Here is a 13151-nt window from a genome sequence, read left to right on the forward strand (position 1 = left end):
ACATGTGCGGCATCGCAGGAACGTACCGGTGGCCGGACGGGAAGGCCGTGACCGACCTTCTCACCGACACCCTCGCCCACCGAGGGCCGGACGGGGCGGGCCGGTACAGCCACCCCGTCGGTGACGGCGAGGTGCACCTCGGGCACCGCCGACTCGCCATCATCGACCTGTCCGAGACCGGCGCCCAGCCGATGGTCTCGGGCGGACTCGTCCTGACGTACAACGGCGAGCTGTACAACGCGCCCGAGCTGCGCGCCGAACTGTCGGCCGCCGGGGTGCGCTTCCGCGGGACCTCCGACACCGAGGTGCTGCTGGAGGCCTGGCGGCGCTGGGGCACGGACTGCCTGCCCCGGCTGCGCGGCATGTTCGCGTTCGGGATCTTCGACGAGCGGACCGGCGAGCTGGTCCTCGCCCGCGACCAGCTCGGCATCAAACCGCTCTTCCTGCTCCGGCGCGGCGAGGGCCTGGTGTTCGCCTCCGAGCTCAAGGCGCTGGCCGCCGCCACCGGCGGGTCGCTGCAGGTGGACCACGCGGCTCTGGTCGCCTCACTGCTCTACTACTGGGTGCCGGACTCGCGGTGCGCGTTCCGCGAGGCGGAGAAGCTGCCGCCGGGCAGCTGGCTCCGGTGCCGGCCCGACGGCCGGGTGGAGCGCGGCCGGTTCTGGCACCTGCGGGACGTCGCCGCCGAGGGCCGGGAGCGGGCCCGCAGCGGCGAGCTGCCGGACATCGCCGCGATCGTCGAGGAGTCGACCCGGCGTCACCTCCTCTCCGACGTCCCCGTGGCGACCTTCCTCTCCGGCGGGCTGGACTCCAGCTACCTGACCGCACTGGCGGCCCGCGACCACCCCGGGATCTCCGCCTACACGATCGGGTTCCGCGCCGAGGACGCCAGGTTCGAGGCGATGCCGGACGACCTCCGCTACGCCCGGCAGGTGGCCGAGCGGTTCGGCGTCGACCTGCACGAGATCGAGATCGCCCCGAACGTGCTCGACCTGCTGCCGAAGATGACGTACCACCTGGACGAGCCGATCGGCGACCCCGCCGCGATCAACACGTTCCTGATCTGCTCGGCCGCCCGGGAGGCCGGGGTCAAGGTGCTGCTCTCGGGGATGGGCGCCGACGAGCTGTTCGCCGGCTACCGCAAGCACCTGGCCAACCTGATCGCGCTGCGCTACCAGCGCGTCCCGCGGCCCCTGCGGCGCGGCCTGTCCGCGGCGGTGGACCGGCTGCCGGTGGCCTCGGCCCGCCGCGGGTACCGGTCGGTGCGGTTCGCCAAGCGGTTCCTCTCCTTCGCCGACCTGCCGGAGGAGACCGCGTTCCGGCGCAGCTACACCATGTACGACCGGGACGAACTGCTCGCCCTGGTCGATCCGGACCTGGCCGGGACGGTCCAGGACGTGCTGACCGAGCACGCGGACGTCTACCGGGACAACGAGCTCGACGACTTCGTCAACCGGATGTGCCTCGGCGACGCCCGGATGTTCCTGCCGGGCCTGAACCTCGCCTACACGGACCGGTCCAGCATGGCCGCGTCGACCGAGGTACGGGTGCCGTACGTGGACGTCGAGGTGGTCAGGGCGGCGTTCGCCGTGCCCGGCGACCGGAAGATCGTCGGACGACAGGGCAAGGCCGTCCTCAAGGAGGCGGCCACCTCGATCCTGCCCCGGGAGATCGTGTACCGGCCCAAGGGCCTGTTCAGCGCCCCGCTGCGGGCCTGGATGAGCCGGGACCTGGCCCCGCTGGTGCGCGAGGTGGTCAACGACGGCGAGCTCGTCCGCTCCGGGTTCCTGCGCCGCGACGCGCTGGCGCGGCTCGTCGCCGAGGACGCCGCCGGGCAGCGGGACTTCTCCAAGCACCTGTGGCACGTGCTGACCCTGGAGTACTGGTACCGCAGTGCGACCTCCGGGGCCGACCACAGCGCTCGTCCGACGGCGTAGAGCTCATTTCAAGGCTGAGAACTTAGGGGACTTCGGTGAAACAGGTCGTGCAGAACTACAAGAGCGGCGAGCTGGCGGTGCTCGACGTGCCGGCGCCGGGGTGCAAGCCGGGCGGGGTGCTGGTCCGCACCGCCTACTCGCTGATCTCCACCGGGACCGAGCTCATGAAGGTGTCCGAGGCCGGCATGTCGATGCTGGGCAAGGCCCGCTCCCGGCCGGACCAGGTGGCCAAGGTCATGCAGAGCGTGGCCACCAACGGACTGCCCGCCACCTACCGCAAGGTGATGGGCAAGCTGGACTCCTACACGCCGCTGGGCTACTCGCTGTGCGGGGTGGTCGAGCAGGTCGGCGCCGGGATCGACGACGTGAAGGTCGGCGACCTCGTGGCCTGCGCCGGCAACGAGCACGCGCTGCACGCCGAGCTGAACTGGGTGCCGAAGAACCTCTACACCCCGGTGCCGGACGGCCTCGCGCCGCGGCACGCGGCCTTCGGCACCGTCGGGTCGATCGCGCTGCAGGGCGTCCGCCAGGGCGAGCCGCAGCTCGGCGAGGTGGCGCTGGTGATCGGCCTCGGGCTGATCGGGCAGCTGGTGGTGCAGCTCCTGGCCGCGGCGGGCGTCCGCGTCGTCGGCGCCGACCCGGACCCCTCGCGCTGCGAGCTGGCCGAGCGCCTGGGCGCGGCGGCCTGCGGCGACCCGGGCTCGGCGGCCGTGGAGAACGCCGTCGCGGAGCTGACGGACGGCCACGGCGTGGACCAGGTGTACCTGGCGGCCGGCGGCGGCAGCAACCAGCCCGTGGAGCTGGCCGCGCACCTGGCCCGGGACCGCGGCCGGGTCGTCGACATCGGCAAGTGCCGCCTGGACCTGCCGTGGAACGCGTACTACGAGAAGGAGCTGGACGTCCGCTTCTCGCGCTCCTACGGCCCCGGGCGCTACGACCCGGAGTACGAGTTGGAGGGGCGCGACTACCCGATCGGGTACGTGCGCTGGACGGAGCGGCGCAACCTGGCCTGCTTCATCGACCTGATGGCCCGCGGCCGCGTCGACGTCGACCCGCTGATCTCCCACGTCGCCGACTTCGAGGACGCCGTGGAGACGTACCGGCGCCTCAAGGACGGCGAACTGAGGGCCGTCACCGCGCTGTTCCGCTACGCCCCGGCGGAATCGGAGCCGCCGGCGAAGGCCGAGGCCCCGAAGCTGGAGATCCCTGCCGTCAGGCTCCCCGCCGCGCGGACGGCCGCGGCCCGCCCGGCCCACGCCCCGGTGCGGCTGGCATTCGTCGGCGCGGGCAACTACGCGTCCTCCATGCTGCTGCCGCACCTGGCCCAGCGCGAGGGCGTGGCACTGTCCGCCGTCGTCACCACCACGTCCCTGTCCGCGGCCAACGCCCGGCGCAAGTTCGGCTTCGCCCGGGCGACCACCGACCTGGACGCCGTCCTCGGGGACTCCTCGATCGACGCCGTCTTCGTGGTCACCCGGCACAGCTCGCACGCCTCCCTGACCCGCAAGGCGCTGCTGGCCGGCAAGGCCGTCTTCGTGGAGAAGCCGCTCGCCCTGACCGAGGACGAACTCGCCTCCGTGCTCGCCACGGTGGAGGAGTCCGGCAACGACCGCCTCCAAGTCGGGTTCAACCGCCGCTTCGCCCCGCTGCTGCGCGAGGCCAGGGCCCGCCTCGGCGCCCGTACGGGCCCGGCCAGCCTGCGCTACCTCGTCAACGCGGGTCGCCTCCAGCACGGCAGCTGGTACCTCCAGCAGGGCACCGAGGGCTCGCGCTTCGAGGGCGAGGGCGGCCACTTCATCGACACCGCGAGCTGGCTGCTCGGCGCGGACCCGGTCTCGGTGTACGCCGTCGCCCCGTCCGGCAACGAGGACCTCCAGATCGTGCTGGGCTACCCCGACGGCTCCACCGCCACCATCAGCTACGTCACCTCCGGGGCGCCCGGCTTCCCCAAGGAGACGCTGGACCTGCTCGCCGACGGCAAGGTGCTCAAGCTCGACGACTTCGTCCGCGCCTCGGTGTACTTCGAGAACAGCACGGCCGGCCGCAAGCGGTGGGTCAGCTCGCGGCTGCCCAAGGCCCGGGACAAGGGCCAGTCCAACGAGCTGGCCTCGTTCGTCAAGGCCGTGCGCACCGGCGGGCCGATGCCGGTGCCGCTGGAGTCCCTGGTCGCCACCACGGCGGCCACCCTCGCGGTGCAGGCCAGCCTGGGCGCCGGCGCCCCGGTGGCCCTGGCGAGGTCGCTGTGACCATGAGCGCGGGCTGGTACCTGCGGCGCCTGTCCGCGATGGGGCCGCAGGAGGTCGCCGGCCGGGTGGGCGACACGCTGCGCCGGCGCCGGTGGGGCAACGAGACCCCGCCGGCGGGCCCGGCCGTCAGCGGCGCCCGGTTCACCGCCGTGCTGCCCGCCGGGGCGGTCGAGGCGGTGCCCGCCGAGGCTGCCAAGCGGCTGGTCGCCGCGGCGGACCGGCTGATGGACGGCCGCGCCGAGTTCTTCGGCGTGGAGCGCGAGGACATGGCCGACCCGGACTGGTGGTTCGACCCGAAGACCGGCCGCCGGGCCACCGCCGGCTACGCCTTCGACGTGCCCTACCGGGACGAGGACGCCGTCGGCGACATCAAGCAGATCTGGGAGCCCTCCCGGCACCAGTACCTGACGGTGCTCGCCGCCGCGTACGCCGTCACCGGCAACGAGCGCTACGCCGAGCGCGTCGCCGACCACCTGCGCTCCTGGTGGAAGGTCAACCCTCCGCTGGAGGGCGTGCACTGGGTCAGCGGCATCGAGCTGGGCATCCGGCTGCTGTCCTGGGTGTGGGTGCGCCGGCTGCTGGACGGCTGGTCGGGCGCGGCCGCGCTGTTCGAGGCCAACCCGACGGCGCTGCACCAGATCTGGCACCACCAGCGCTGGCTGGCGGCCTTCCCCAGCCGGGGCTCCTCCGCGAACAACCACGTCATCGCCGAGGCCGCCGGGCAGTTCGCCGCCGCCTGCGCCTTCGACTGGTTCCCCGAGTCGGAGCGATGGCGCGCGGAGGCGCTGCGCTCGCTGGACCGGCACCTGCGCGCCAACACCTTCCTGTCCGGCCTCAACCGGGAGCTGGCCAGCGAGTACCACGGGCTCGTCCTGGAGCTCGGCCTGGCCGCGGTCGCCGAGGCGGACGCCGCCGGGGTGCCCGTCCCCGCGACGGTCCGTCTGGTGCTGCTGCGCATGACCGACGCCCTGGCCGCCGTGGTCGACAACCGGCTGCGGCCCCCGCGCCAGGGCGACGCGGACGACGGGCACGGCCTGGTCGTGGACGGCGCGGGCACCGACCGCTGGGCCTCGCTGCTCGCCACCGGCGGCGCCGTGTTCGGCCGCCTGCCCTGGTGGCCGGAGGTGGCGGCCGGCGACGTCCGCACCCCGCTGCTGGCCGCGCTGCTGAAGCCGTACGGGGCGGGCGTGGCCCGCCCGGCGAGCCGGCCCGTCCACCTGGCCGACGCCGGGATGACCATCCTGCGCGACGAGGAGGACCGGATCTGGTGCCGCTGCGACGGCGGTCCGCACGGGTTCCTGTCCATCGCCGCGCACGCCCACGCCGACGCGCTGTCTCTGGAAGTCCGGCAGGACGGGGTCGACGTGCTCGCCGACCCGGGGACGTTCTGCTACCACGGGCAGCCCGAGTGGCGGCGGTACTTCCGCTCGACCCTCGGCCACAACACCCTGGAACTGGACGGCGGCGACCAGTCCGGCTCCGGCGGCCCGTTCCTGTGGACCCGCCAGGCCCGCAGCCGCGTCCTGGTCGCGGACCCGGCCGGCGGGGGCGTGGCCCGCTGGTGCGCCGAACACGACGGGTACCGGCCCTCCGTGCACCGCCGCCGGGTCGAGCTGACCGCCGCGAGCCGGGAGCTGCGGGTGGTCGACGAGGTGAGCGGCCCGCGCCGGCCCGTCCGGCTGGCCTTCCACCTCGGCCCGGCGATCACCGCGGACCTGACCGGGAACCGGGCGGTGCTCAGCTGGACCCGCGACGGCGAGGACCGCTCCGCGGAGCTGGACCTCGCCGGGCAGCTGTCCTGGCGGGCGCACCGCGGCGAGAGCGACCCGCCGCTGGGCTGGTACTCCGCCGGCTTCGGACGCAAGGAGCCCGCCACCACGCTGGTCGGCACCGGCTTCGCCGACGGCGCACAGGGGTTCACCACCGTCCTCAGGTTCCGCGGCCAGGGGGGCGCGTGAGGATCACGAGGCGGCCGGACCGGGGGGCGTCGGCACCGCGACGCACGGCGGCATCGGCGGCGGTGCTGACACTGGCCCTGCTGGCGGCGACCGGCTGTACGAGCTCGTCGGACGCCCCGGCGAAGCCGACCGGGACGTCGACCGCGTCCGTGGCCGTGGCCCGGGTGTGCGCCGGGCCCGCGGCCGGCCCGGCGACGGCGCCGGCGGGCGCGGTGACGGTCGACCCCGCGGTGGTCGGCGACCTGGCCGCGAAGACCAGGAGCAGCCCCCCGAACACCACGTTCTGGCTCGGCCCGGGGACGCACCGGCTCGCGGCGGACCGGTACGCCCAGGTCGTCCCCAAGGAGGGGGACAGCTACCTCGGCGCGCCGGGCGCGGTGCTCGACGGCGGGAAGACCAGCCAGTACGCGTTCGGCGGCGCCGCCGGCAACGTCACCATCCGCTACCTGACCGTGCAGGGCTTCGTCGCGCCGCAGAACGAGGGCGTGGTCAACCACGACTCGGCCGACGGGTGGGTGATCGAGCACGCGACGATCCAGAACAACTCCGGCGCCGGGCTGATGGCCGGCGCCCACCAGCGCGTCCGCGCCAGCTGCCTGCGCGGCAACGGGCAGTACGGCATGAACGCGTACAAGACCGGCGGCCCCGTCAGCGACCTGGTGGTGGAGGGCAACGAGATCACCGGGAACGACACCGACGAGTGGGAACGGCGGCAGCCGGGCTGCGGCTGCACCGGAGGCGTCAAGTTCTGGGCCGTCAACGGCGCCGACGTACGCGGCAACTGGGTGCACGACAACCGCGGCACCGGGCTGTGGGCGGACACCAACAACAACGACTTCCGCATCGAGGACAACGTGCTGGAGTCCAACGACGGTGCCGCGCTGATCTACGAGACCAGCTACAACGCGGTCATCCGGAACAACACGATCCGGCGCAACGACTGGGTCGAGGGCCGCAAGTACGCCGACCGCGGCGACAACTTCCCGGTCGCGACCGTCTACCTGTCCGAGTCCGGCGGCGAACCGCGGATCCCGGCCCGCACGGACAAGATCGAGATCGACCGGAACGTGCTGGAGGACAACTGGTCCGGCATCACCCTGTGGGAGAACGCCGACCGGTTCTGCAACAGCCCGGCCAACACCTCGTCCGGTGACTGCACCCTGCTGGTGAAGAACACCGCCAGCTGCGCACAGCCGGGCATCGCCGGCGCACCGCTCTACGCCGACTGCCGGTGGAAGACCCAGCGGGTGGACATCCACGACAACCGCTTCGTCCTGGACCCGTCCGTCGTCGGCTGCACGACGGGCTGCGGCCGGATGGCGGTGCTGGCCAACTACGGCACCTACCCGGACTGGTCGCCGTACAAGGGCGAACCGGTGGCCGAGGCGATCACCGGCAAGCAGCAGAACCACTGGCACGACAACGCCTACGTCGGACCGTGGAGCTTCGTCGCCCACGACCCGAGCCGGACGCTCGACTCCGCACAGTGGCAGGGCGCGCCGTACCAGCAGGACACCGGCAGCACCTTCCGGCCGCGGGCGGGTGGTTGAGATGGGCCGGAACCGGATGTGCGCCGGGCCGCCGGGCCCACCGGACACCGACGGCACCGCGGGAGCGCGGCCCCACGCCGAACCGCGCCCGGCCGGCACCCCGAGGACCGTCGGGACGGTCTGGGGGCTGCTGGTCCTCAACACGCTCGGCTCCGCCGGGGCGAAGACCATCGTCCCGCTGCCCCGCTCCCTCATCCAGATGGCCACCATGGGGGCGCTGGTCACCGCGTTCGCACTGGCGCTCGCCCTCAACCTCCGGCTGCGCATCCGCACCAGCGCCTACCTGTTCCTGCTCACCCTGATGCTGGTGCTGAGCGTGATCTCCAGCGCGCACCTGGAGTCCGGGTTCGGGGCGCTGTTCCGCTGCTTCCGGCTGGCCCTCTTCGTCGGCACGCTGTGGCTGCTCAGCCGCTGGTGGGACGGCCCGCTGTTCGTCCGGCACCACATCCGGACGTACTTCGCGGTGCTCGCGTCGGTGGCCGCCGGCCTAGTCGTCTCACCCGGCGCGGCCATGCCCGACCTCTACGGCGGGCGGCTGGTCGGCGCGCTGTGGCCGCTCACCCCGCCGCAGATCGGCCAGTACGCCGCGGTGATCATCGGGCTCACCGTGCTGCTCCTGCTGGGCCGCCGGACCACCGGGGCGAGCGCGGCGACCGTCATCGTGCCGTCCCTCGTCCTGCTCGCGCTGACCCACACCCGGACGGCCACTGTCGCCCTGCTCATCGGGCTGGTGCTGGCGGTCGGCTCGCTCGTCCTGACCAGCGCCGCCGCCCGCCGGTTCTTCACCTGGGCGGTGCTGAGCGCCACCGTGGCCGCGGTGGGGCTGAGCTCCCTGCTGCAGGCGTGGTTCCTGCGCGGACAGAGCCAGGAGAACTTCTCCAACCTCACCGGCCGGGCCAAGGTCTGGGACGCCCTGCTGGCGGCGCCCCGCACGACCACGGAACAGCTGTTCGGCGTGGGCCTGGGCGACAAGTCGTTCGGCGGGCTGCCGATCGACAACAGCTGGCTGGCCGTCTACAACGAGCAGGGACTGGCCGGCGTCACCGTCGTGGCGGCGATCATCATCGTGCTGGGCGGCGTCGCGCTGCTGCGGCCGCCGTCGCTGTCCAGGGCCTGCGCGATCTTCCTGATCAGCTACTGCGCGATCGCGTCGTACACCGAGGCCGGGCTGGGCGACGCCTCGCCGTACCTGCTGCACCTGACCGTGGCCGCCGCGCTGCTGGCGGCACCGGCCGCGGCCGCCCACGGCCCGACGGCCGGAGCCCTGACGGCCGGAGCCCTGACGTCCGGAGCCCTGACGTCCGGAGCCCTGACGTCCGGAGCTCTGACGTCCGGAGCCCTGACGTCCGGAGCGATGCCCGGAGCCCCGGTGCCCGGAGTCACGACGCCCAAAGTCACGGTGCCCGGAGCTTCGGCGCCCGGAGCCGCCCGACGACGCACACCGCCATGGGCCCACGGAACGGAGGGAACCTGAGGATGCACGTCCTCGTGGTGCACAACCGCTACGCCTCGGCGCAGCCGAGCGGGGAGAACAAGGTCGTCGACCAGGAGGTGGCCCTGCTGCGCGAGGCCGGCCACCGGGTCGAGCTGTTCGAGCGGCGCAGCGACGACATCGCCGCCCGGTCCCTGCCGGGCAAGGTCGCCGTGCCGCTGCTGGTGCCGTGGAACCCGGCGGTCCGCGCCGAGCTCGCGGCCCGGCTGCGCACCGAGCGGCCGGACGTGGTGCACGTCCACAACGTCTTCCCGCTGCTGTCGCCCGCCGTGCTGGCCGCCTGCGCCGACGCCGGCGTGCCCGCCGTGGCCACGCTGCACAACTACACCCAGGTCTGCCCGCCGGGCACGCTGCAGCGGGACGGCCGGCCGTGCACCGAGTGCGTCGGGAGGTCACCGCTGCCCGCCGTCCGGCACGGCTGCTACCGCAACTCCCGCCTGGCGACGGTGCCGCTCGCGGTCAGCCTGGCGGTCAACCGGCGGCGGTGGTGGTCCGGTGTGGAGCGGTTCTTCTGCATCTCCGCGGCGCAGCGCGACGTCCTGGTGCGGGCCGGCCTGCCGGCCGGGCGGCTGGCGGTGAAGCACAACTTCGTGCCCGAGCCCGGCATGTGCCGGACCGGCGCCGGCGAGCACCTGCTCTACCTCGGCCGGCTCGCGGAGGCCAAGGGCGTGCGGCTGCTGATGGCCGCGTGGGACGGGATCGCCGCGGCCGGCGGGGTGGGCGTGCCGCTCGTGGTCGCCGGGGCGGGCCCGCTGGGGCGGGAGGTGACCGCCTGGGCGGCGGGCCGGGACGACGTGCGGTACGTCGGCCTGTACGACCGGGACCAGTGCCGGCAGGCCGTCGCGCGGTCGGTCGCCGTGGTGGCGCCCTCGACGTGGCTGGAGGCGTTCGGCCTGGTGGCCGTGGAGGCGATGGCGGCCGGAGTCCCGGCCGTCGCCGCCGGTCACGGCGCCTTCGCCGAACTCGTCGAGGACGGGGTGACCGGGCTGCTGCACCGGCCCGGTGACGCGGCCTCGCTCGCGTCCTGCATCCGCCGGATCACGGCCGAGCCGGACCGCAACCAGGAGATGGGCCGGGCGGCCCGGCGCCGGTACGAGCAGGGCTTCAGCCCGGCCGTCGGGCTGGAGCGCCTGGTGGAGGGGTACCGCACCGCGATCGCGGCGCGGTCCGGCGGCGCGGACGGCGCGCCGCCGGCAGGGAACGGAAACGCTGGCTCGCGCCGGGGCACCCGCGCGAGCAGGGATGGGGGCAGGACATGACACGATGCCGACTCTGCGGCTCGACGGCGTTGGGGAGCGTCGTCGACCTGGGGGCGACCCCGCCGTGCGAGAGCTTCCTCGCCGCGGACGAACTGGACCGGCCGGAGCCGGCGTACCCGCTGCACCTGCGGGTCTGCACCGACTGCTGGCTGGCGCAGATCCCGCCGCTGATCACCCCGGAGGAGACGTTCACCCAGTACGCGTACTTCTCCTCCTACTCGACCTCCTGGGTGGAGCACGCCCGCACGTTCGTCGACGGTGCCGTCCAGCGGCTGGGCCTGGGCCCCGACGCCTTCGTGGTCGAGGTCGCGAGCAACGACGGGTACCTGCTCAGGCACGTGGTGGACCGGGGGATCCGCTGCCTCGGCATCGAGCCGTCGGTGAACGTCGGCGCCGCGGCGCGGGACGCGGGCGTGCCCACGCTCACGGCGTTCCTGGACCAGGCCGCCGGCTCGGCCGTCCGGGCCGAACACGGCCCGGCGGACCTGGTCGTCGCCAACAACGTGTACGCGCACATCCCCGACGTGGTCGGGTTCACCCGGGGGCTGCGCGCCCTGGTCGCCGACGACGGCTGGGTCTCCATCGAGGTGCAGCACCTGCTGACCCTGATCGAGGAGAACCAGTACGACACGATCTACCACGAGCACTTCCAGTACTACACGGTCGCGTCCGCGACCCGGGCGCTGGCCAGCGGCGGACTCACGCTCGTGGACGTCGAGTTGCTGCCCACGCACGGCGGCTCCATCCGGCTGTGGGCCCGCCCGGCCGAGGCCGCCGGCGAGCCGACCGGGCGGGTGGCCGAGGTGCTGGACCGGGAGAAGGCCGCCGGGCTGCAGGACCTGACCGGGTACACCGAGTTCTCCGCCCGGGTGGCCAAGGTGCGCCGGGACCTCCTGAAGTTCCTCATCGAGGCGGCCGAACGCGGCGAGACGGTCGTCGGCTACGGCGCCCCGGGCAAGGGCAACACCCTGCTCAACCACTGCGGCATCCGGCCCGACCTGCTCCCGTACACGGTCGACCGCAACCCGTACAAGCACGGCAGGTTCACCCCGGGCACCCGCATCCCGATCCTGGCGCCCGAGCGGATCGCCACCGACAAGCCCGACTACGTCCTCGTCCTCCCGTGGAACCTGCGGGCCGAGCTGACCGAGCAGCTCTCCTTCGTGCACGAGTGGGGCGGCCGACTGGTCTTCCCCGTCCCGGAACTCACGATCGTCGAGGTGAAGCGGTGAAGGTCGTCCTGTTCTGCGGCGGTTACGGGCTGCGCATGCGCAGCGGAGCCTCCGACGACGTGCCCAAGCCGATGGCGATGGTCGGGCCGCGGCCGCTGATCTGGCACGTCATGCGCTACTACGCGTACTACGGGCACACGGAGTTCATCCTCTGCCTCGGGTACGGCGCCCACCACATCAAGGAGTTCTTCCTCAACTACGAGGAGACGACGTCCAACGACTTCGTGCTGCGGGGCGGGAAGACCGAGCTGCTGTCCACCGACATCGCCTCCTGGACGATCACGTTCGCGCAGACCGGCATCGAGTCGCCGATCGGGGAACGGCTGCGCCGGGTGCGGCACCACCTGGACGGCGAGGAGATGTTCCTCGCCAACTACGCCGACGTGCTCACCGACGCCCCGCTGCCGGAGATGATCGACGCGTTCGCCCGGCGCGACGCCGGCGCGTCGATGATGGTGGTGCCGCCGCAGTCCTCGTTCCACTGCGTGGAGCTGGGCGACGACGGCCTGGTCGGCGGCATCACCGCGGTCAGCGAACTGCCGCTGTGGGAGAACGGCGGCTACTTCGTGCTCCGCCAGGAGGTCTTCGACCACATCCCGGAGAACGGCGACCTCGTCGCCGACGGGTGCACCCAACTGGCGAAGCGCGGACGGCTGGTGGCGCACCAGCACCGCGGCTTCTGGAAGCCGACCGACACCGTGAAGGAGCGGGCCGCACTCGACGCCGCCTACGCGCGGGGCGACCGCCCGTGGGCCGTGTGGGAGCGGGACGCCGCACGGACGGCGGGTGCGACCGGCGGCCGCGACGGCGCGGGGGTGGGGACCGCGTGATCCGGCTCGGGACCGGGCGCCCGGACGCGGCCGTCGCCGTGGGGGCGCACTGCGACGACATCGCCATCGGCGCCGGCGGCACCCTGCTGACGATGTGCCGGGCCCGGCCCGGCCTGCGGGTCGACGCCCTGGTGCTGTCCGGCGGCGGCAGCGAGCGGGAGCAGGAGGAGCAGGCCGCGCTCGCCGCCTTCTGCCCCGGCGCCGACCTGCGGCTGACCGTGCTCAAGCTGCCGGACGGTCGGCTGCCCGCGCACTGGGACGAGGCCAAGGCCGCCGTCGAGGAACTGCGCGGGCGCAGCGAGCCGGACGTGGTCCTCGCCCCGCGCACCGAGGACGCCCACCAGGACCACCGGGGCCTGGCGCGGCTGATGACCACCGCCTTCCGCGACCACCTCGTGCTCGGCTACGAGATCGTCAAGTGGGACGGCGACCTCGGCCGCCCGGTGGCGTACCAGCCGCTGACCCCGGAGACCGCCGAGGAGAAGGTCCGGCTGCTGCAGGAGCACTACCCCTCGCAGCGCCACCGCCCCTGGTACGACCGGGAGGCCTTCCTCGGACTGGCACGGATCCGCGGCATCGAGTGCCACGCCCGCTACGCCGAGGCGTTCGCCGTCACCAAACTGACTCTCAACCTGGGGGGATGACCC

At 73.6% G+C, this 13151-nt stretch carries 9 protein-coding genes; all 9 read left to right on the plus strand.

Annotated elements, in window-relative coordinates; genetic code table 11:
• Window positions 1-2 precede the first annotated feature (2 nt).
• The 9 genes from asnB to ABTY56_RS26675 all read left to right on the plus strand — a co-directional run bounded on the left by asnB (window position 3) and on the right by ABTY56_RS26675 (window position 13148).
• On the plus strand, window positions 3-1937 hold the full coding sequence (gene asnB, locus ABTY56_RS26635) for an asparagine synthase (glutamine-hydrolyzing) (protein WP_350631704.1): 1935 nt from the start codon (window positions 3-5) through the stop codon (window positions 1935-1937).
• A 35-nt stretch (window positions 1938-1972) separates the two neighbouring features.
• The gene (locus tag ABTY56_RS26640) at window positions 1973-4183 is read left to right on the plus strand and encodes a bi-domain-containing oxidoreductase (RefSeq protein WP_350631705.1); all 2211 of its coding nucleotides are present in this window, start codon (window positions 1973-1975) and stop codon (window positions 4181-4183) included.
• Window positions 4180-6141 (plus strand): alginate lyase family protein, encoded by a 1962-nt coding sequence (locus ABTY56_RS26645; RefSeq protein WP_350631706.1) that lies wholly within the window; start codon window positions 4180-4182, stop codon window positions 6139-6141. The genes ABTY56_RS26640 and ABTY56_RS26645 overlap by 4 nt, the downstream gene beginning before the upstream one ends.
• Before the next feature lie 62 nt (window positions 6142-6203).
• Window positions 6204-7691: a right-handed parallel beta-helix repeat-containing protein gene (locus ABTY56_RS26650; protein ID WP_350631707.1), complete on the plus strand. Its 1488-nt coding sequence runs from the start codon at window positions 6204-6206 to the stop codon at window positions 7689-7691.
• Window position 7692: 1 nt separating this feature from the next.
• A complete protein-coding gene (locus tag ABTY56_RS26655; protein WP_502893191.1) occupies window positions 7693-9165 on the plus strand; it encodes an O-antigen ligase domain-containing protein in 1473 nt (490 codons plus the stop codon).
• 2 nt (window positions 9166-9167) lie between these two features.
• The gene (locus tag ABTY56_RS26660; protein WP_350631708.1) at window positions 9168-10442 is read left to right on the plus strand and encodes a glycosyltransferase; all 1275 of its coding nucleotides are present in this window, start codon (window positions 9168-9170) and stop codon (window positions 10440-10442) included.
• Entirely contained in the window at window positions 10439-11674 is a 1236-nt protein-coding gene (locus ABTY56_RS26665) for a class I SAM-dependent methyltransferase (RefSeq protein WP_350631709.1), read from the plus strand. Before ABTY56_RS26660 ends, ABTY56_RS26665 begins: the two co-directional genes overlap by 4 nt.
• Window positions 11671-12504: a sugar phosphate nucleotidyltransferase gene (locus ABTY56_RS26670; protein WP_350631710.1), complete on the plus strand. Its 834-nt coding sequence runs from the start codon at window positions 11671-11673 to the stop codon at window positions 12502-12504. The genes ABTY56_RS26665 and ABTY56_RS26670 overlap by 4 nt, the downstream gene beginning before the upstream one ends.
• Window positions 12501-13148, plus strand: coding sequence for a PIG-L deacetylase family protein (locus ABTY56_RS26675; RefSeq protein ID WP_350631711.1), 648 nt, complete (start codon window positions 12501-12503; stop codon window positions 13146-13148). The genes ABTY56_RS26670 and ABTY56_RS26675 overlap by 4 nt, the downstream gene beginning before the upstream one ends.
• Window positions 13149-13151 lie beyond the last annotated feature (3 nt).

Source organism: Kitasatospora sp. NPDC097691 (genome assembly GCF_040302665.1).
In the GTDB taxonomy this organism is placed as follows: Bacteria; Actinomycetota; Actinomycetes; order Streptomycetales; family Streptomycetaceae; genus Kitasatospora.

Coding starts and splice junctions, on each gene's coding strand:
- ABTY56_RS26665 (WP_350631709.1), top strand. CDS start 10,439: ATGACACGATGCCGACTCTGCGGCTCGACGGCGTTGGGGAGCGTCGTC.
- ABTY56_RS26660 (WP_350631708.1), top strand. CDS start 9,168: ATGCACGTCCTCGTGGTGCACAACCGCTACGCCTCGGCGCAGCCGAGC.
- asnB (WP_350631704.1), top strand. CDS start 3: ATGTGCGGCATCGCAGGAACGTACCGGTGGCCGGACGGGAAGGCCGTG.
- ABTY56_RS26655 (WP_502893191.1), top strand. CDS start 7,693: ATGGGCCGGAACCGGATGTGCGCCGGGCCGCCGGGCCCACCGGACACC.